Here is a 20,375-nt window from a genome sequence, read left to right on the forward strand (position 1 = left end):
GGTGGTCAAGAATGTCAAATAATGTAGAAATGGTTATAATGTGCAGACATGATAAAACTTATTCTGATTATATTTTATTAAGTGAACCTCAAAAAATATCGTGGGTATGTACGAAGTGTGGAGAAAAAGGTACTGAAAAATATCTAGTAACCAATAAAAATATAAAATTTTGAAAAAGCTTGTCTATTAAACACCAAATGGGAGATACTCTATTTGTAAATAAATACAAATAGGGAGGTTGAGAAGATGATTGATTTAGGTCTTTCGGAACAATTGATGTATTCCACTGTTAGGATAGAGACTTTCTTAAACACGGGTGGGATAGGAACAGGAACTGGGTTCTTTTTTAGGTTTAAAGAACAAGGTGATAGCTATATCCCAGCAATTGTAACGAATAAGCATGTGATTGATGGCGGGGTTCGAGGAAGGTTTATTTTAACCGAGGCTGATGAAAATGGTAATCCTTTAAATACTGAACATTTACCAATTGAGTTAGATAATTTCCAGCAAAGATGGTTGTATCATCCTGATCCTCAAATTGATTTATGTATAATGCCTATAGCTCCCATTTTACACCTAGCAGAGTTACAAGGAAGGAAGCCTTTTTTTATATCACTCGATAAAAGCCTAATACCAACTATTGAAAATCTCGATGAATTAAGAGCTATTGAAAATATAGTCATGATTGGCTATCCTAATGGGATATGGGATCGGGAAAATAACTTACCTATAATGCGAAGGGGTATTACTGCAACTCATCCAAAATTTGATTATAACGGGACTCCCCAACTTCTTATTGATGCAGCTTGTTTCCCTGGTTCAAGCGGATCACCTGTTTTGATTTATGACGAAGGTGGATATACTGATAAAAAAGGTAATACTTATATGGGTGCAAATCGAGTGATATTATTAGGTATCCTTTTCGCAGGGCCACAACACACTGCGCAAGGAGATATTAGAGTAGTTGATATCCCAATAACGCAGAGAGAAATTGTATTATCAACTATACCGAATAATTTAGGTTACGTTATCAAATCGAATAAACTATTGGATTTTGATGAATTATTACCGGATCAATAATAATTTCATACTAGACGAAAGAAAAGCATCTCAAATGAGGTGCTTTTTATTTTGGATAAAGAGAAATTGAGAGGACTGTTTATCAGTCCTTATTTTTATTATGAAAAACAGGAGAGTGGGATATGTTTGACAATCTATCAAGTTTATTTCAAAAAATGGTGGTAAATAAGAGTCTTGTTCTAGGGACAATCACAGGCGTAGTTGGTACTTTTGTAAATGTAATATTAGGAGCGAAAGGATTTATCTTGCTGCATGCGTATATAGCGGCAGTTCTAGCAATTATCGTGGCTCTTGATTATACCGTAGGTGTTCGTGTGGCCAAGAAAAATAATAAATACGAAAGTAATATCGGGATCGATGCCGTGATAAGAGACGGTATTATTTTTGCGATTGTGGCAGTTGGATGGATAATCGATCAGCTGTTAAATACTGGTGCATTTGTATTTGCAATTTTAGCATTTTCGTTTATCTACCACAATCTACAATCGTTTGCTGCCAATATATATGTATTAGGATGGGATAAGTATTTCCCAATGTGGCTATTCAGGATTCTTGAATCTGAAATTAAAGCAAAAATTAAAAAATATAGTGCCGAATGAGAGTGACGAATAATCGTTGCTCTTTTATTTTTATAAAAAACTTTTAGGAGGAATAAAATCAATGGCATACAAATTTGAAAAGTTACCTCAGTTAATAGACAGCCGTGGAAAATTAGCAAAGAAAGGCTCATATTCAAAACGCAAAACAAGCCTATCAAATTGTATTAGAGCATGGCATCATAGTTTGACGTTAAAGCATTTGGGCGGATCAGACGCTGCTAGTTTCGCAAACTTCCATGTAAATACAAACGGCTGGCCAGGGATTGGGTACCACCTTGTCATCGAACCAAAGAATATTATTCAGACAGCAAAAGGTCCTCGTGCCAGAATTGTTTATGCGAATGATGTGTCTTTATTAACTTACAACGTTGGGAACAGCAACGACTTCGCTGTAGGTGTTTGTGTTGCAGGTGATTATCGTTATGATGTGCTGGACGATGCAACAAAAGCATCTATTAACGAGTTACACGCTGCATTGGTTGCGGACAAAATTGGAAAAGCTGATAAGTCTCATCACGAGTTCCCTGGCTACTCTTGGAAAGAGTGTTGTGTGTTTGATTACAACAAAGCTTTTAAATTCCTTGATCATACTCCAGTTGAAAAAGAGTTACCTGATGTGTATATAGTGCAGCAAGGTGACACGTTATGGGGTATCGCCAACAATGATGACAGAGTGACGGTTGAGGATCTGATTCGATGGAATAATATTAAGGATCCTTCAAAGCTCCAGATTGGCCAGAAGCTCTCTATGAAGGGACCACAATCTACTAAACCAGAACAACCTAAAAACGATAAACAACCAGCACCGGTTACTCCAAAAGTCTTGTGGGTTGGTGTTATTAAAGTCGACACTCTTAACGCGAGAAAGGGTGCCGGAACAAATAACCCAGTTGTAACACAATATAAAAAGGGAAGAGAAGTAACAGTCTACGAAGAATTGAAAAACGGTTGGCTTTATATTGGTAATGGTCAATATGTATCCAATGTCGGTGGCAAATATGTCGATAAGAAAAAGGACACCGTCAATTCATTAGCAGGTAGGAGAGTTGAGTCTATTGTAGCAAAGGTAAATTATTATAACGGCCCTAGATGGACGAATGCTAGTGGATACTTTACTAAAGGACAAGGTTGGACCATAGTAGACTTGATTCAAACGGAAGGTTCTCCGCAGTATAAAGTCAAAAACAGTAAAGGGGATATATATTACATTACTGCGCGAAAGGATTTAGTAACAGTTAAGTAAGATTCATTAATATGGATATACTAAAAAGGAGAAGGTTATCCCCATTTCCTTCTCCTTTCTCCAAAGCCCGCTTAATTGCGGGTTTATTTTATGGTGAATCGGGAATATTAAAATCAAAATAAGAAATACTAGTGATAGCCCTCTTTATGATATTTTGCACACCCTCCTTTTTAGGAGGGATTTTTTTTGAAAATAGAATTTGTTATTACTAATGTAACTGGCCCGCAATAAACGGGCCGTTTTTATTTTTACGGAGGCTATCGCTGTGAGCATAGTTGAGCCACTTTGAATGAATTCGGAATCGGATTCTCTCTTTTTAATCTACTCCTTTCCTTTGGGTTTTAATCCCCCTTTGAGTTAATTCTATTCATAATTCATCTTTTGTTGCATTTCCATTTGAAAAAAAGCCCGCTTCATTTGCAGGCCTTATCTTTTTTAACTATTCAAGTTCATCATATGGTCTATACTTTTTTCTTAATTCCTCTTGTTCTGCTTTTCTTTCCAAAACACTTTCTTTTAAAAAGACTTTAGGTTGATCTTTAGCTGGTGTTAATTTTCCATCCCGAACCATATGACCAATTCTTGATTTTGATATACCTAATAGTTCAGCTGCTTCAACTGTAGATAACAAATTTTCATTCAAGAACTTTAGTAAATCCTTGGTTGATTCAAATTGATATTTCAATTTTTATCCCCTTTCTTAAAAATAAGTAAAACTAACTTAATTACATAAAGTAAAATTGTTAGACCAAAAATAACCATCATGATAAAGTCAATTATCGTAGGGGCTTTGAAATCAACATAAACATACATGATCACAATGCCAATTACTAATACCATTATGTTACTGTAACCAAATTTTTTAAGCATATTTTAGAGTGGATGTGTTATAATTTTTAGAAGGGGAATTTCTTCCCCTCTGTCTTACTTGCGACGTTTCTTCTTAGCCGGAGAGCGTCGCTTTTGTTTTTTTCGCTCTTTTGATATATCGTGAAGGTCTTTCAATCCTGATGCTGTAGCTTTGAAAGCTCCTGCCGCAAGAGCGATTATTGCTAACGTCTTTTCTACATCCACTTGTTCACCCCCTTTCTTTAATTTAATTATACTATACCTATTTAAAAAAGTAAATAGATATTAACTTATTTTTTATATTATTTTGCATTTATTTGTAGATTTTTCACTTGCATAACAAACGCACGTTCGCATATAATAATCACAAACAAACGTTCGGGGTGATTGTTATGAAAGGTATCATAAATCGCGCAAACGGTACAGATCAAAGACTTGAATTAATTTACATGAACAACGATAACCAAATATCACAGCGAATTATCAAAGTTCTTGCGGTTACTGATCAATCTATCAAAGCTTATTGCTACACTAAACAACAATTCCGTACATTTAAATTAGAAAATATCCTTTCTGTTGCACCATTTAGAAGTAGGAGGAGTGCGTGATGGATTTCAAAGATATCAAAGATAGAGGTATGAAAAAATGGCATGGTTTCATAATGCCCGAACATATCGGAGAACTTCATGGTATGTATGAAGACTATGAGAAAGAAAAGAAGCCGATATTGGACGAATTTCAACTTAGAGAAATTGACGAAAAGTTAGCAACCGCACAAGAGTATAATTTGTCAGTAATATTTGAGTTGTGGATAGAAGGTTTTTTCGAAGAATCAGAGGCGCGAATACATAATATAGACAACTTAAATAAGATTATCTGGATAACAGAGTGGAATGGAGATTTACAAAAACTAAATTACGATTCTATTATTGGCGTGGAGTTTGTAGAATAAAGAAGGTATTTTGTACCATATGTCGAATTGGAGATATGGAAGGTATGCTCGTGAATTGAAAATGGAATAAAAAATGTTGAAGCAGGAGGGAAGATCTGTAAATTTGATAAATTTTTAAAGTTGTTGAATTATTACTTTTTTTGTATTATTATATAAAATATGGAAATAGAGAGGAGATAGAAAATGAAAAAAACAAGAATGATTTTATTAAGTTTTGCTTTTATTTTTGCAGCTTTTGTATTTACTCCAACAAAGTCAGAGGCTTCATCAATTGTTAATTGGAGTGAATGGAGACCGGTACCAAAAGCGGGTGCTACTTGTGAAGCTAGGGTAGGTACTGATGCATATACATATTATAAAGGTGCAACAACAGTAGATTATCAGTTACAGGCTAGAGGGAAATGTAATAGAATATATTACAAAGCAAGCATTGCAGCTAAAGGCACTCAAACTGGATATTTTTCTACTAATACACCAATAAAGTCGATTAATATTAGTTCATTCACTGTAGGAGCTGGAAGCTATGGGTTAAGTATGGATGCTGAATTATTTGCTGATTCTGCAATGACTAATTTTGCTGGGTGGGCTATAACAAGTATATTTGTATATAGATAATAAAACTAATTTAAAAACTATTTTCATAAGAGCTACCCAAAATATTAAGTATAAATCTAGCGATTAAAACAAAAGTTTAGGTGTTCTAGCAGAAAAAGAATAACTCCTTAAAGTTAATAGCAATACAAGAAAAAGTCCTATCTTACAAAAAGGCTGTATATCTTTTGTGGCTGGTGTGAATAGGTCAATAAATGTAATAAAAAGTCGCCTTCTCATATGAGAAGGGCTTTTTTTTATGGTGTAAGCTAACTAAAGATATCAAACACAATCATCCAACCAATTGTAAAGAGTTGGGTTAGTTGAATAATAACTATTCATATCCTCATTAGCATTCTCATCCCACGTTTGTTCCATTGTTTGCATATATAAGTGGTCTAATTTTCTATCCAATACTCCATTAAAATAGCCAGTTATAGATTTAATTTCCTTCTTTTTAGTAGTGAGAAAGGTAGTGCGTATGGCGCTAATAGCGGTATCAAGAAGAGAGATTTGGTCAAAAGAATTTTTAATATGTTTCGTTTGAGCCAAGTATATTCCGTACATTTTAGATGCGGTTTTTCTATCATCAATGAAATATCCTACTGTTTTTATGAAAGACGAATACGGCTTACTGTAATGAGTATCACCATCTGTCTCTTGTGCCGTATACGTATTAATAGAATTAATAGATTTATTGCTTAAAGAATAAGCTGTTTGTTTTTCTGATTTTCCTTGTTGAACGTTGCTACCATGCTGTGTTTCGTCACACTCACGCTTGGACATTTGCGCCTGGACATCAAGGTCATAAGAAGGTTGAATCTGATAAATATTAGCCCCTTGTCCACCTTTGATAGGTCTTGTGGTATTTACCTTTTGAATAGCTTCCATATCAATGAGGGACTTGATTGCACGCTGAACAGTCTTAATAGACATGCTGATCCCGTTTGCGATTGTTTCCAATTTCAAATGAGCAGCACCAACAAATTTTACGGCATACTTACTAATGAACCAAAGTACTTTAAATTCAGTGGATGTTGTTTTATCACGGAATCCATTAACATGGTGATTCAATTCCTCCACGTTATCAAATGTTGCATAATTTGCTAAGTGCCCAAAATGATAATTATTTTCCATTTAAATGTCTCCTATTCGGAAACAAAAAAGCAACGGCCTGTGTAAGCAAACCGTTGCTAAATAAACCCTATGACTATAAAATAGACATAAGGGTACAGCAAGTGTTTGCCTGGGTTAGCAGGCGGACGGTATAAGAGTGTTGGTAGCACTACTTATACACGCTGTGCTCTTTTGTTTTTTATTGATTGTATTTATATGATCTTCACATGTATACAAGCAATTACATAGTAAACTACTTGGGGGGTTATTTAGTATTTCCATATCTTTCGATGGGAGGAAACAAGGCACCAAAATGCTCATCATGGTAACCCACAAACCGCCTATAATGATTGACCCCTATACCTCAATATATTTTATTCCAACTACATCACCGACCAACCCACAATGCATATGGATATCACATGATCATATTATTTCACATCAAAAAGGAAGTAATAACAATACGATCATACATTTTAATAATGATCAAAGCTTTGAAATTCCCATTTCAATTACTTCTTTTATGAATCAGCTATCTAGGACTGCTCGCCTTCGAATTAGGTTTCAACAAAATATTGAAAGAATGGAAATGTATCCAAAGCGTTCCACAAGATCCTACACTGATCAAGCGGCCGAATTTAATAATACATACAGAACTAAAAAGAAAAAATAAATTCATTTCAAGCTTGTTGAGAAGCTATTGCCTCTTAACAAGCTTTTTCCATTTAATTTAAAAAATCTTTTTAAAAATCCATTCCTTTTTAGCCAACGATGTTCTTGAAGTATACAAATTTCAATAGAGATACTCAGTAAATATTAACTATAGGGCATGAAACTAAGCTATTTATCTAATAATCATATTTTAGCAGGTTACTATTTTTTCAAAAAAAATGTTGACAATTGTAAACGATTGCAATATTATTTTTGTAGAGAAAACGTTTTCGTAAAACGTTTTCTCAAAGAGTGATATTATTGTAGGTGAAGATTGTGAAAAGATGGACCATTAAAGACATAGCGAAAAAAGCCGGTGTTTCCATTACCACTGTTTCGCGAGTGTTGAATCAAAAAGAGGAGGGAATGTCCCAAAAGACACGTGAAAAGGTACTTAAAGTAATGGAGGAAGTAGACTTCCAGCCTAACCAATTTGCTCGTGGTCTCGTAACGAAGCGATCGAAAACATTTGGATTAATTGTTCCAAATATCTCTAATCCGTATTTTCCTGAATTATGTCGAGGGGTGGAAGATGAAGCGAATGAAAGAGAATATAGCTTAATCATCTGTAATTCTGATGATCGTTCTGATAAAGAAAAGCGATATTTACGACTATTAGAAGAACAACAGGTAGATGGTATCATTTTTTCGGCAAAAGATTATTTGGATCCATCGGATGAAGAGCAATTGTCACGTGCAAAAATTCCTTTTGTTCTCATTGATAGGGGAAAAAACGAAAAAAAACATTCCGGTGTCTTTTTAGATAATTATAAAGGTGGATATTTAGCAGGAAAACATTTAATAGAACTAGGACATAGAAAGATAGCATGCATTATAGGACCAAGGTCCATTTCTTTGTCTAATGAACGTTTAGAAGGTTTCAAAAGAGCACTGTCTGAATCAGGTGTTGAACTTTTGCCATCACATATTATTGAAGGGAATTTTCAGATGGAAATGGCATACCATAAGTCCAAAGACCTTCTTATGAAAAAAGAAGTAACAGCAATATTTGCCTTCAATGATGTAATGGCATTCGGTGTTTACCGTATGGCGCACGAGCTTGGTATTCATATACCAACTGAATTATCCATCGTAGGCTTTGACGATATACCGCTAGTATCCGCGTTAATACCTAAACTCACTACAGTTCGTCAGGATACTTATCAAATGGGGCGGGAGGCTGTAAAGCTTTTAATCCAAAAATTTGAAAATACGGAAACCAAATCTGTTATGTTTAATCCGACTCTGGTAGTACGTGAAAGTAGTACATCACCAAATCTATTACTATAACCCATCATAATAAATCATCAAGAATGTAGATTAACTAGAGGAGTGAATTCGATGAAAAAAATACCAGTAATTATTGATTGTGATCCAGGAATTGACGATGTAATGGCATTATTACTAGCTTTTTCTCGAGATGATCTGGATATTAAGTTAATTACAACTGAACCTGGAAATCAAACTCAAGATAAAACAATCTACAATGCTAGAGCTTTCACTAGCTACATGAAACAAAATATTGAAATTGCGAGAGGGTTGGATGATCCTTTCTTCCGTGAACTTGAGGTTGCTGATGATGTTCATGGGGAAAGTGGGTTAGGTGAAGTCGTACTACCTGAGCCAGGTTTACTTGAAAGTGATAGAACAGCTATCAATGCTTTAAAAGATGTTTTAACTGAAAGTGAGGAACCAATCGTACTAATCGCGACTGGACCACTTACAAATATCGGAGCATTGCTACTTGCCCATCCAGAAGTAAAAGAAAAAATCAGCTATATTTCCTATATGGGTGGTGCAGCAGTCGCTGGGAATATGAGCCCATTTGCGGAGTTTAACGTATATGTGGATCCTCATGCAGCTGATATCGTATTTCGTTCAGGAATTCCTATTATCATGAGCGGACTTGATGTTACGCATAAAGCATATGTCAACATGGCGGAATTGGAAAAAATCGAGAGCATGAATACAGATTTATCCCAAAAGATTGGTTCTATGCTTCGTTTTTATATTCACAATGCAAAAAATAATGATTTCCAAGAAACTGATTTTGAAAATGGTATTCGTTTGCATGATCTTTGTGCTGTTTCTTATGTAGTTACTCCAGAACTTTTCGAAGGAGAAGATTGCTTTGTAGCGGTTGAAACAGAAGGACGTCATACTGCTGGTGCAACTGTTGTCGATTACTCGCATCGTTCAGGAAAACCTCATAATGTAAAAGTATTGCACTCAGTAAACCGTGAAGCTTTTGTAAATCAATTTATGGAAGCGATTGAAAAAATGAGCCGTCAAATCGGTCAATAATTAAAAAAGGTGGGAAACCAAGATGAAACGTAGTTTTAAAGATGATTTTAATATGATGTCTATGCTTCTAATTCCAATTGGTGTAGCAGTAAACATTGTCGGTTTTCAAATTGCAAACGTTTTAAGGCTCCCAATTTTTCTTGATACAATCGGAACTATTTTAATCGGGGTTGTTGCTGGTCCTTGGGTTGCATTACTTGCTGGATTAATTACAAATCTAATCAATGGTATTTTCAATCCTACGTATTTTCCGTATGCGATTACATCGATGGCGATTGGTGTTGGAGTAGGGTTATTGTCTAAATCCGGTATGTTTAAAAATATTCCTAAAACAATTGTTTCCGGTATTGTTATTACGTTTATAGCTGTTATCGTGTCAGCTCCAATTACGGTTCTTGTATTCGGTGGAGCTACTGGAAGTACATCATCCCTTCTTACAGCTACACTCCTTGCTTCAGGACAAAAAATTTGGGGTGCCGTATTTGCTTCATCCTTTATCTTTGAAATTGCTGACAAAATCGTATCTGCACTTATTGTATATTTTATTGTAAGAAAAATGTCTGACCGCTATCTATCAAAAATGAATTACGGGACTCTATACATGAAACGTGGAGGCCATAAATAATTGTTTCATCAACTCTTTCCGTTCTATTGAGCGGAAAGAGCTACTTTTTCTGAGGAGGGTTCACAGTGCAGAAAAATATCATCCAGCAGCTTCATCCAATGACTAAATTCTTCTTTGCATTGTTTGTATCAGCTGCCGTTCTTATTATTCCCGGGTATATATTCTCATTTCTAGTTTTTCCAATTTTACTTCTTATCGCTGCTGCTGCAGGTATTGCGAAAGAATTTTTTGGAACTGTCATGAAAGCTTTGTTATTTTTACTTATCATCGTTTTCTTAATGCAGCTCTTTTTCTATCCAGGTGATCATGTGATTGGACAATGGGGAATATTCAAGTGGACTGAGGAAGGCTTGAATTATGGACTAACGCTTACTTCTCGTATCCTTGCCATGGGATCTGCATTCATATTATTTTTCCGTTTGACAGAAGTACGTGACTTTGTAAAGTCGCTTGAAGACGCGGGCCTACCTCCAATGGGAGCTTATGTTGTATTATCAACATTACAAATTATTCCTGAAATGCGACGCCATGCGAACACAATTATGGATGCCCAAAAAACACGTGGTGTCGAAACGGAAGGGTCAATGTTGACTAGAGCGAAAGCATTTATCCCAACCTTAACTCCTCTCATTTTATCATCTATATCAAGTACTGAAGAACGAGCAATTACTCTAGAATCGAGAGCGTTTTCTGCTCCAACAAAGAAGACAAGTTTGCATAAGCTGACAAAAAGTACAGCTGATCGAATTCTACCATTCGTCTACATTATTATTTTAGTCGGAATGGTATTATGGAGGATACTCGCATGAATTCTATCATTGAAATGAAAAATGTCTCATACCGTTATCCGGTCAGCGATGATTGGATAATCAAAAATGCATCATTAACAATTGAAAAGGGAAAATTTACAGCTATTATTGGTAATAATGGTTCTGGTAAAACGACACTTTGTAATATTATACGTGGATTTATTCCGCATTTTTACAAAGGAGAGCTTGAAGGAGAAGTCATTGTAGACGGTAAAAATATTGTGGACTACCAATTAGGTCAATTAGGTGAAAAAATTGGGTATGTCTTTCAAAATCCTTTCATCCAAGTATCAGGAGTAAAAGATACCGTTTTTGACGAAGTAGCTTATGGGCTCGAAAATTTAGGTGTAGAAGTAAATGAAATTATAGACCGAGTAAATGAAATATTAAAGCTTGTTAAAATCGAGCATTTACGAGATAAACATCCGATGGGGCTTTCAGGTGGCCAACGTCAACGTGTTGCTCTTGCTTCAATCATCGTAATGAATCCCGATATCCTTGTCATTGACGAGCCAACATCTCAGCTAGACCCAATTGGAACGGAGCATGTATTTGATATCATTCGTCTCATGAAAGAAAAGGGAAAAACAATTATTCTTGTAGAACATAAAATGGACTTAATTGCTGAATATGCAGACGATCTTATTGTCCTTAATGAAGGTGAAATTGTTTTACAAGGTCCGACGCGAGAAGTTTTTGCGGATCCACGATATGGAGAATATAATATTCAATATCCTCATGTAACCGAGGTCGCTCTAAATTTACAAAAAAACGGTGTTAAGTTAAATTACGTCCCAATTCGCGACGAAGAATTACCCGAAAGCATTAGTTGGGAAAGTGTAGGGGAGAGTGCTCATGACTGAACTTCATTTGAAAAACGTTAGTTTCGCTTATCCCGATGGAACAAAAGCATTAGAAAATTTGACGCTTACTATTCCTGCTGGCCAACGTCTTGCTATTATTGGGCAAAATGGGGCTGGAAAAACAACTGCAGTAAAATTGATGAACGGTCTTTTAAAGCCAACTGAAGGTGCGGTATATGTTGGGGATTGGAATACAAAAGATTATACAACAGCTCAAGTATCCCGTAAGGTTGGCTATGTTTTTCAAAATCCGGACGATCAAATTTTCCATAATGATGTGGAATCAGAAGTCCAGTTTGGGCCTAAAAATATGGGCTTTGATCCAGAACGTGTATCGATGCTAACAGATTGGGCGATGGAATTATGCGGAATTAGTCATGTTTCTCACGAAAATCCTTATAATCTTCCATATTCCGTACGTAAATTTGTTACCATTGCTTCCGTTTTGGCAATGGATTCCGATGTGATTATTTTGGATGAGCCGACAGCTGGACAGGATCGGGTCGGCTTAGATTTATTAAGTAAGCTCCTAGATGAATTGGAGAAAAAAGGAAAGACGGTTATTACGATTACGCACGATATGGAATTTGTCACGGATTACTTTTCTCGAATTGTTGTAATGGCAAATCGTAGGATTATTGCAGATGATGATTCAGGACATATTTTTTATAATCATGCGATATTAGAAGAAAGTATGCTGAAACCACCTGCAGTTGCTAAAATGGCCAACTTATTGGGCTTGGAGAAAGGTATCTTGACGAAAGGCCAATTATTATCCGTATTAAAGAAAAGAGATTTTACGAGAGGACGATAACGGGCATGGATATTTCAATAGTCGGCAGCATTAATATAGATCTTGTATATCGTGTTCCTTATGTTGTAAATAATGGTGAAACGCTTCACAGTGCCTCCCATAGTGTTCATTTCGGTGGAAAAGGTGCCAACCAAGCTGTAGCAGCAAGCCAGTTGGGAGCAAATGTTCATTTTATTGGAAAAGTAGGTGAAGATGATTTCGGGGGACAAGCGATAAACAATTTAAAAAATAAAGGCGTTTATATTGATTCCGTTCAAAAGGAAGGAGCGACTGGGCAAGCGATTATCCAAGTGACAGATGCTGGTGATAATGCGATCGTTTTGTTTCCTGGTGCAAACTTTTTAGTTACACCTAAACAAATTGAACAGGAAGCTGATATCATATCTTCAAGCAAGGCACTCCTTCTTCAGCTTGAAGTTCCGCTTGATGCAGTTGAAAAGGCGGTGGAAATTGCAGCCCAACATGGGATAATGGTTATCCTAAACCCGGCTCCTTCACAAAAATTGTCCGATTCTTTATTAAAGAATATTACATTTTTAACTCCGAATGAAACAGAACTTGCGCAGTTGACTAGTATTGAAACGAGAACGGAAGAAAATATTCGCTCCGCATGTAGTTTATTGCTCGATAAAGGGGTCGGAACGGTAGTCGTGACACTTGGATCTAAAGGCTCTTTTTATATGAATCGTGAAGAAAGTGGCTGGGTTCAAGCGTTAAGCGTTGATCCAGTAGATACAACTGGAGCGGGAGATGCATTTAATGGAGCTTTGGCAGTAGGACTATGCAGAGGAGATTCGCTTCGAAGTTCGATTGAGTTTGCCACGAAAGTTGCCGCTTATGTAGTTACTCAAATGGGTGCACAACCACTTATCCCAGATTCAATTTTGGAATAAATTATATTCGTAGCTCTTCGTATTCGGTGCGAAGCAGCTACGCTTTTTTTTCCAAGTGTATATTTTTATACCTCTCAAATAAGTAATAACGGAGCAACTCTTCTGTTCTATTTCTAAGCCTAGGATTAAAGTAATTATGCTCCTCTTCGTAACCTTTATAGATGAACATATACATTGTAAAGGCATCATCTGATTTAAGACGCTCCACCTTGATATTATTCTTATGCAAATACCGTTTTACTTCAGCAAGATCTTTTTGAATGGCTTTCATTGTTTCTTCAATTAGTTCTAAATAAGGTTTCTTTAATTTAAAGGAGCTTGTATTAACTACAATTAAATCCCGGTTCAATATAGTGAGCAACATAGGTAGGTAGATGGCCTGCTCAATAATATCCCGGTCACTCGTTGGAATTCTCGTCATTGTAAAATCCTCCCTTTAATTACAGAACATACGTTCCCTTTTATAATACTAAGAAAAAAAGTGTATATCAAGTTGTAAAAATTAAAATGGGCTCAAAAAAATTTTCTCCTTTATAAGCAGGAAAAATACTTAGGGCGTCGAAATATTGTACAATATAATGTATTCAACAAGAAGGGGCGATAAAAGATGAAATCGAAACAAGGGATTAAACCAGAAGATCTATATCAATTAAAATCAGTGGCTGATCCACAAGTATCACCTAATGGAACAGACGTTGTATACGTCGGAACGCATATTGAAGAAAAGAAGAAAGACTATGTATCTAACTTATTTTACATAAACTTGAATGATAAAATTCCACAACAATGGACTTTTGGTGAAGATAAAACGAATTCACCTGTTTGGTCTCCAGATGGCAGCAAAATCGCGTTTGTGTCAACGAGAAATGGGAAGCCGCAAATTTTTGTTCTTTCTAAAATAGGTGGAGAAGCGGAACAAGTAACCGATTGTAGAAACGGTGCGACATCACCCGTATGGTCTCCGTGTGGAAAGAAAATTGCCTTCTCTGTGAAACTTGGTAAAGACGAAACCATTAACGAAACAGCTGAAAAAGACAAGAAAGAAGAAAAAGAACTAAAACCACTTGAAATAGATAAAATGAAACATAAATCGGATGCAGGCGGATTTCTTGATATGGAGCAATTTTCTCAAATTGCAATCGTCAATCTAGAATCTGGGGAATTGGAAGTAATAACGGAAGGAAAACATAATTTCCAGCTTGGCACATGGTCTTCAAACGGAAAATATCTTTCTTACACTGCAGACTTAACAGAGGATCTTGATTTTTCTTTCATGAGTGATATTTACTTATTGGATTTAGAAACGAAGGATGCTCGCAAGCTAACGGAAGGAACGGGAATGTTCTACCAAACATCATGGTCTCCGAACAGCCGCTACATAGCTTATGTTGGAAGTGAAAGAGAATTTGAAAATGCTACACATGCAAAGCTATGGATTTATGATGTGGAAAATGACAATAAGACATGTGTAACGAGTGATTTTGACGCACCTGTCGGTGATTTTGTCGTAGGTGATTTCCTTCAAGGTGTTGTTGCTCCGCGTGTCCAATGGTTGGAAGATAGTGAAAGCTTTTACTTCCAAGTGACAGATCAAGGAAATACAGCCATTTATTTTGGAAATATTTCTGGAGAATTATATCCAGCTATTAATGATGATCAATATGTATATGGTTTTTCACTTGATAAGAAAAATGACAAAGCGGTAGTCGCAATCAGCACTAATACAAATCCTGGCGATTTATTTTACGTAAATTTAAATACGGGCGAAAAAGAACAGCTTACTAATGTAAATGAAGAGTTTTTAAAGACGAGAGAATTATCTGTTCCAGAAGCCATTGAATTTGAAGGGGCAGACGGCTGGAAAGTAAGCGGCTGGATAATGAAGCCAGTTGGATATGAAGAAGGACAAAAATATCCGCTTATTCTTGAAATCCATGGCGGTCCGCATGCCATGTATGCCAACACGTATTTTAACGAATTCCAAATTCTTGCTGCTCAAGGCTTTGCGGTTCTATACACGAATCCTCGGGGAAGCCACGGATATGGCCAGAAATTTGTTGATGCGGTCCGCGGCGATTATGGCGGCAATGATTATAATGACTTGATGGCGGCTGTCGACTATACATTAGAGCAGTATGATTTTATTGATCAAGATCGCCTCGCTGTAACAGGTGGAAGCTATGGCGGCTTCATGACAAACTGGATCGTCGGCCATACAAATCGCTTTAAAGCAGCTGTTACTCAGCGTTCCATCTGTAACTGGATTAGCTTTTACGGAGTAAGTGATATTGGTTACTACTTTACAGACTGGCAAATTCTCGCTGGATTAGACGATATAGAAAAGCTTTGGAATCATTCACCACTTAAATATGTGGACAATGTAGAGACACCACTTTTAATTTTACACGGTGAAAAAGACTATCGCTGTCCAATTGAACAGGCAGAGCAATTGTTTATTGCCTTAAAACATCGTAAAAAAGAAACAAAATTTGTTCGCTTCCCTGAATCCAATCACGAGCTTTCAAGGAGCGGAAAACCAACGTTAAGAATCAACAGACTAGAATATATTAGGGACTGGTTTGTGGAATATCTATAAGAGTAAAATGGGTTGGCTTAAGAAGTGAGAGTGCTTCTTAGGCCAATTTTTTGTTTTGGTTATATTAAAGCTCATTTTTGATTGGAGCGGAAATCAATATATACATTGAAGTGAGTTACTCTACAAACAAAAACAAAAATGCATATACAAAAGAAAACAAAAAAATGGTACATTAATATCAGAAGATTTTAAAAAGTAGACACTAAGAAATGGAGGGAGAATGCATTGTTCAACATTAGTGACGTTCGTTGTGAGTACAAGAAAAATCCTATTGGAATTGATGTCGTCAGGCCAAGAATTAGCTGGAAATTAGAATCTGATCATAGGGGTGTAGTTCAGTCATCCTATCAAATTCAAGTTGCAGAGGACCAAGATTTTGTTAGACAGGTTTGGGATTCTGAGGAAGTGAAATCCGATCAGAGTATCCATATTGAAATCAAGGACGTACAAGTTACACCTCGTACGCGTTACTATTATCGTGTACAAGCTTGGAATCAGCATGGGGAAGGAACTGGTTGGTCAGAAACATCTTTTTGGGAAACAGGATTACTAAATAAGAACGAATGGTCTGCTGAATGGATTAGCTCACCAAGTGATTTGGAATTAATGGATGGAACTCAAAGTCCAATTTTACATCGAAACTTTAGCTTAAATGCACCAGTATCATCGGCGCGTATTTATGCAACCGCATTAGGAATCTATAATCTACAATTAAATGGAGAAAAAATAGGGGATGCTTATTTTACCCCGGGTTGGACGAATTATAATGAAAGGCTACAATATCAAACATATGATGTTACTGCCTTGCTTCGTTCAGGAAACAATGACATCGAAGCTATGATAGGAAACGGTTGGTATAAAGGGGAACTTGCTTGGTCTGGAGCACATTCTCATTATGGGAACCGTCTTGCATTTCTTTTTCAAATGCACGTTGTATTAAATGATGGGACGGAAATAATTATTCGTTCAGACAATCAATGGCAGGCAGCGGCAAGTCCAATCCTCATGTCAGAGATTTATCATGGTGAAACTTACGATGCTCGACTAGAACAGAAGGAAAAGACTTGGAAGCAAGTCGAAGTTATTTCCTATACAAAAGATATTCTTGTTGCCCAAGAAAACGATCATGTTCGCAAAATCGAAGAAATTAAACCAATTGCACTGAGTACAACTCCAAAAGATGAAGTTGTACTTGATATGGGGCAAAATATGGTAGGCTGGCTTCGATTTTCTGTACAAGGAGACGCTGGTCAAGAGGTAAAGTTAATCCACGCTGAAGTACTGAATAAAGACGGAAACTTCTATATGGATAATATCCGTACAGCTAAACAGACGAATCAATATATTTTAAAGGGCGGAGAAAAAGAGATATTTGAACCTCATTTTACGTTTCAAGGATTCCGTTATGTTCAGTTGATTGGATTTACCGCGGATCAACTCCATTTAGATAACTTCACGGGAGTTGTCCTTCATTCTGATATGGAGCCAACGGGCAGCTTTGAATGTTCTGACCCAATGATTAATCAGCTGCAACATAATATTTTATGGGGATTAAAAGGAAACTTCCTTGATGTGCCAACGGATTGTCCGCAACGTGACGAAAGGCTTGGATGGACAGGAGATGCGCAAATGTTCATCAGAACGTCCACATTTTTAATGAATGTTGTCCCATTTTTTACGAAATGGTTAAGAGATTTAGAGAGCGATCAAGCTGAAGATGGTGGAGTTCCTTTCGTCGTACCAAATGTTCTTGGAAAAGAAGGGATGGGAGAATTTCCGCCTCCATTTAGTTCAGCTGCTTGGGGAGATGCGACTGTCATTTGTCCGTGGACTATTTATCTCGTATATGGTGACGAGAGATTACTAGAAGAACAGTATGAAAGTATGAAAGCATGGGTTGAGTATATTCGCAGGCAAGGAGAAAACGAATTTCTATGGAATACAGGCTTCCATTTCGGAGATTGGCTTGCTCTTGATTCAAAGCCGGATAGTTATGTTGGTGCTACTGATCGGGACTATATCGCAACTGCTTTTTATGCATATTCTACATCCTTGCTTCAAAAAACAGCCACGATTCTTGAAAAGGTTAAGGATGCAGAAAAATATGCTGAGCTTCACTCTAATATTGTAAAGGCTTTTAATGAGGAGTTTGTAACACCTGCTGGTCGTCTTTCAGTTCCAACACAAACAGCTCAATTACTAGCTTTAATGTTTGAATTAGTAGAAGGAAGAGCAAAGGACCGTGCAGTTGAGAAGTTAATGGAATTATTGAAAGAGAGTAATTTCCATCTGACTACTGGTTTTGTCGGAACGCCTTACTTAAACCATGTATTAAGTGAGAACGGTCAAAATGAAGCTGCATATAAACTGTTATTCCAAAAGGATTATCCATCTTGGTTGTACCAAGTAACAAAAGGTGCCACCACGATTTGGGAGCATTGGGATGGAATAAAAGAAGACGGCAGTTTTTGGAGTGCTGATATGAACTCCTTTAACCATTATGCTTATGGAGCAATAGGAGATTGGTTGTACCGTAAAGTAGTAGGAATTGATATGGATGAACAACACCCTGCTTACAAGAAGAGCATCATAAAGCCGCTTCCAGGTAAAGGATTAACGTATGCTAAAGGAAAGCTTGAAACGATGTATGGAACGATAGCATCGAGTTGGACTAAGCGTGACGACGGCACAATGGAATTTGAAGTGACGATTCCAACTAATACATCAGCTGAAATTATTCTTCCTAATGCTTCACGTAAACAAATCCTAGAGAGTAATTATCCTTTAAAGCAATCTAATGAGCTTTCAGTAACTGATTGTAATAATGAGGTAAAAGTTTTAGTGGGCTCAGGGAGTTATCGATTTACGTATTAGTAAATAAAAAATAAATAGTGGCCAGTAAAACCAATTGTACGGCTAGTAAATTGGATTGAATGGCCAGTAAACTGAAGTGAGCGGCCAGTAAACTGAAGTAGATGGCTTGTAATCCAAAGTACGCGGCCAGTAAATTGAAAAACCAGGAAAAACAGATAGAGAATCCTATATGCTCTATCTGTTTTTTACAGAAGACATAAGAAAATTTTAAAATTTTAAAGGACTTTAAAGATTTGTAGAAAATTAATATAATATGGAGATTTTTATTTTTAATTAAGTTGGAGGTAAAGCGATGAGAAAAGTTAAAGTCGGTGTAATCGGCTGCGGTATGATCAGTGCAATATATCTTAAAAATTGCACTCAGGTTTTTAATAATGTTTTAGACGTTGTTGCAGTTGCGGACTTAGTTCCGGAGTTAGCAGCAAAACGTGCAGAGGAGTTTAATGTTCCTACTTCATGTTCAGTAGAAGAATTGTTGGCGAATCCTGAAGTAGAGATTGTCCTAAATTTAACGGCTCCGGTAGCTCATGCATCTGTGAATTTGCAAGCGCTTAACGCAGGGAAACATGTATATACAGAAAAGCCGTTTGCCCTTAATCGTGAAGATGCTGATGAGGTTCTGAATCTAGCAGAATCAAAAGGTTTACTTGTAGGCTGTGCGCCTGACACATTTTTAGGAGCGAGTATTCAAACTTGTCTAAAGCTAATTGAAGATGGAGAAATTGGGCAACCGTATGCAGCAAATGCATCTATTATTATGGGAAATGCAGCGGACGGTATGCACCCTAATTTTCAAAACTTCCTAAAGCTCGGTGGGGATCCCATTATGGATATGGGGCCGTACTATTTAACAGCGCTAGTAGCAATGCTGGGACCTGTAAAGAGAGTAACAGGTTCTGCACAAAAACTTCATGAAGAAGTTACGATTACGAATGAAAAGTCACCACGCTTCGGAGAAACATTCCCTGTTGAAGCACCAACAAATGTGGCAGCAACTTTAGATTTTCATAGTGGCGTAGTAGCAAATGTTCAAGCAACTAAAGAAAGTTTTGGATATCGCCCAAGACTAGAAATATTTGGAACGAAAGGTAATTTGACCGTGCCAGATCCGAACTTTTTTGGACCTATCCAAGGATTTATCGGGGATATAACGATTCAATATCCAAATTTTGAAACAAAAACAATTCCGCTTACCCACGGTTTTAATGAAGATAGTAGGGGGATCGGAGTTGCCGATATGGCTTATGCCATACAATCAGGTAGAAAACATCGGGCAAGTGGTCAATTAGCCAGACATATATTGGATATTTCCTTAGGTATTTTCGAAGCATCAGAGAGCGAAAAACACGTTCATATTCAATCAACAATTGACCGTCCTGCTGCATTACCACTCGGTCTTAAAGATAATTTGCTAGATAAATAAAATAGTATATTAAAAACTTTGGAAGGAAGGTTT

21 protein-coding genes are annotated in these 20,375 nt (G+C 36.7%); 17 read left to right on the forward strand and 4 right to left on the reverse strand.

The window, feature by feature from the left end:
* Nucleotides 1-246 precede the first annotated feature (246 nt).
* The 3 genes from KHA93_RS03045 (at nt 247) to KHA93_RS03055 (ending at nt 2,922) form a co-directional block, all read left to right on the forward strand.
* Nucleotides 247-1,080 (forward strand): S1 family peptidase, encoded by an 834-nt coding sequence (locus KHA93_RS03045; protein ID WP_213109367.1) that lies wholly within the window; start codon nt 247-249, stop codon nt 1,078-1,080.
* A 122-nt stretch (nt 1,081-1,202) separates the two neighbouring features.
* Nucleotides 1,203-1,679, forward strand: coding sequence for a phage holin family protein (locus tag KHA93_RS03050; RefSeq protein WP_213109368.1), 477 nt, complete (start codon nt 1,203-1,205; stop codon nt 1,677-1,679).
* 61 nt (nt 1,680-1,740) lie between these two features.
* Nucleotides 1,741-2,922: a LysM peptidoglycan-binding domain-containing protein gene (locus tag KHA93_RS03055; protein ID WP_213109369.1), complete on the forward strand. Its 1,182-nt coding sequence runs from the start codon at nt 1,741-1,743 to the stop codon at nt 2,920-2,922.
* Nucleotides 2,923-3,361: 439 nt separating this feature from the next.
* On the opposite strand, the gene KHA93_RS03060 is transcribed toward KHA93_RS03055, so the two are convergent.
* Both KHA93_RS03060 and KHA93_RS03065 read right to left on the reverse strand, forming a co-directional pair.
* Nucleotides 3,362-3,607 (reverse strand): helix-turn-helix domain-containing protein, encoded by a 246-nt coding sequence (locus tag KHA93_RS03060; protein WP_213109370.1) that lies wholly within the window; start codon nt 3,605-3,607, stop codon nt 3,362-3,364.
* A gap of 239 nt (nt 3,608-3,846) precedes the next feature.
* Complete coding sequence (locus KHA93_RS03065; RefSeq protein WP_213109371.1) at nt 3,847-3,996, reverse strand: hypothetical protein; 150 nt, start codon at nt 3,994-3,996, stop codon at nt 3,847-3,849.
* 167 nt (nt 3,997-4,163) lie between these two features.
* Between KHA93_RS03065 and KHA93_RS03070 the strand changes: the two genes are divergently transcribed.
* From KHA93_RS03070 to KHA93_RS03080, 3 genes are all read left to right on the forward strand, one after another.
* Nucleotides 4,164-4,379: a hypothetical protein gene (locus KHA93_RS03070; protein ID WP_213109372.1), complete on the forward strand. Its 216-nt coding sequence runs from the start codon at nt 4,164-4,166 to the stop codon at nt 4,377-4,379.
* Entirely contained in the window at nt 4,379-4,723 is a 345-nt protein-coding gene (locus KHA93_RS03075; protein WP_213109373.1) for a YolD-like family protein, read from the forward strand. The genes KHA93_RS03070 and KHA93_RS03075 overlap by 1 nt, the downstream gene beginning before the upstream one ends.
* Before the next feature lie 183 nt (nt 4,724-4,906).
* Nucleotides 4,907-5,338 (forward strand): hypothetical protein, encoded by a 432-nt coding sequence (locus KHA93_RS03080; protein WP_213109374.1) that lies wholly within the window; start codon nt 4,907-4,909, stop codon nt 5,336-5,338.
* A 258-nt stretch (nt 5,339-5,596) separates the two neighbouring features.
* On the opposite strand, the gene KHA93_RS03085 is transcribed toward KHA93_RS03080, so the two are convergent.
* Nucleotides 5,597-6,451, reverse strand: a complete 855-nt coding sequence (locus tag KHA93_RS03085) for a helix-turn-helix domain-containing protein (protein ID WP_213109375.1) — start codon at nt 6,449-6,451, stop codon at nt 5,597-5,599.
* Nucleotides 6,452-6,710: 259 nt separating this feature from the next.
* Here KHA93_RS03085 and KHA93_RS23795 point away from each other — a divergent pair, with 259 nt between their 5' ends.
* From KHA93_RS23795 to rbsK, 8 genes are all read left to right on the forward strand, one after another.
* Entirely contained in the window at nt 6,711-7,103 is a 393-nt protein-coding gene (locus KHA93_RS23795) for a competence protein ComK (RefSeq protein ID WP_432806337.1), read from the forward strand.
* Nucleotides 7,104-7,408: 305 nt separating this feature from the next.
* Entirely contained in the window at nt 7,409-8,431 is a 1,023-nt protein-coding gene (locus KHA93_RS03095; protein ID WP_213109377.1) for a LacI family DNA-binding transcriptional regulator, read from the forward strand.
* Nucleotides 8,432-8,482: 51 nt separating this feature from the next.
* Nucleotides 8,483-9,445, forward strand: coding sequence for a nucleoside hydrolase (locus KHA93_RS03100; RefSeq protein ID WP_213109378.1), 963 nt, complete (start codon nt 8,483-8,485; stop codon nt 9,443-9,445).
* Nucleotides 9,446-9,467: 22 nt separating this feature from the next.
* Entirely contained in the window at nt 9,468-10,070 is a 603-nt protein-coding gene (locus tag KHA93_RS03105) for an ECF transporter S component (protein ID WP_213109379.1), read from the forward strand.
* Nucleotides 10,071-10,135: 65 nt separating this feature from the next.
* A complete protein-coding gene (locus tag KHA93_RS03110) occupies nt 10,136-10,879 on the forward strand; it encodes an energy-coupling factor transporter transmembrane component T family protein (protein ID WP_349772249.1) in 744 nt (247 codons plus the stop codon).
* Complete coding sequence (locus tag KHA93_RS03115; protein WP_213109380.1) at nt 10,876-11,742, forward strand: energy-coupling factor ABC transporter ATP-binding protein; 867 nt, start codon at nt 10,876-10,878, stop codon at nt 11,740-11,742. The genes KHA93_RS03110 and KHA93_RS03115 overlap by 4 nt, the downstream gene beginning before the upstream one ends.
* On the forward strand, nt 11,735-12,556 hold the full coding sequence (locus KHA93_RS03120; RefSeq protein ID WP_213109381.1) for an energy-coupling factor ABC transporter ATP-binding protein: 822 nt from the start codon (nt 11,735-11,737) through the stop codon (nt 12,554-12,556). Before KHA93_RS03115 ends, KHA93_RS03120 begins: the two co-directional genes overlap by 8 nt.
* Nucleotides 12,557-12,561: 5 nt before the next feature.
* Nucleotides 12,562-13,449 carry a ribokinase gene (gene rbsK, locus KHA93_RS03125; protein ID WP_213109382.1) on the forward strand — a complete coding sequence of 296 codons (888 nt, stop codon included), beginning with the start codon at nt 12,562-12,564 and terminating at the stop codon, nt 13,447-13,449.
* 37 nt (nt 13,450-13,486) lie between these two features.
* Here the strand turns inward: rbsK and KHA93_RS03130 are convergent, their stop codons facing one another.
* The gene (locus tag KHA93_RS03130; RefSeq protein ID WP_213109383.1) at nt 13,487-13,870 is read right to left on the reverse strand and encodes a YhjD family protein; all 384 of its coding nucleotides are present in this window, start codon (nt 13,868-13,870) and stop codon (nt 13,487-13,489) included.
* A gap of 186 nt (nt 13,871-14,056) precedes the next feature.
* Between KHA93_RS03130 and KHA93_RS03135 the strand changes: the two genes are divergently transcribed.
* The 3 genes from KHA93_RS03135 to KHA93_RS03145 all read left to right on the forward strand — a co-directional run bounded on the left by KHA93_RS03135 (nt 14,057) and on the right by KHA93_RS03145 (nt 20,342).
* Entirely contained in the window at nt 14,057-16,045 is a 1,989-nt protein-coding gene (locus KHA93_RS03135) for a S9 family peptidase (RefSeq protein ID WP_213109384.1), read from the forward strand.
* A gap of 225 nt (nt 16,046-16,270) precedes the next feature.
* A complete protein-coding gene (locus KHA93_RS03140) occupies nt 16,271-18,919 on the forward strand; it encodes a family 78 glycoside hydrolase catalytic domain (RefSeq protein ID WP_213109385.1) in 2,649 nt (882 codons plus the stop codon).
* Between the two features lie 292 nt (nt 18,920-19,211).
* Nucleotides 19,212-20,342: a Gfo/Idh/MocA family protein gene (locus KHA93_RS03145; RefSeq protein ID WP_213109386.1), complete on the forward strand. Its 1,131-nt coding sequence runs from the start codon at nt 19,212-19,214 to the stop codon at nt 20,340-20,342.
* Nucleotides 20,343-20,375: the final 33 nt, after the last annotated feature.

The sequence above is a fragment of the Lederbergia citrisecunda genome (assembly GCF_018343695.1).
In the GTDB taxonomy this organism is placed as follows: domain Bacteria; phylum Bacillota; class Bacilli; order Bacillales; family Bacillaceae_C; genus Lederbergia; species Lederbergia citrisecunda.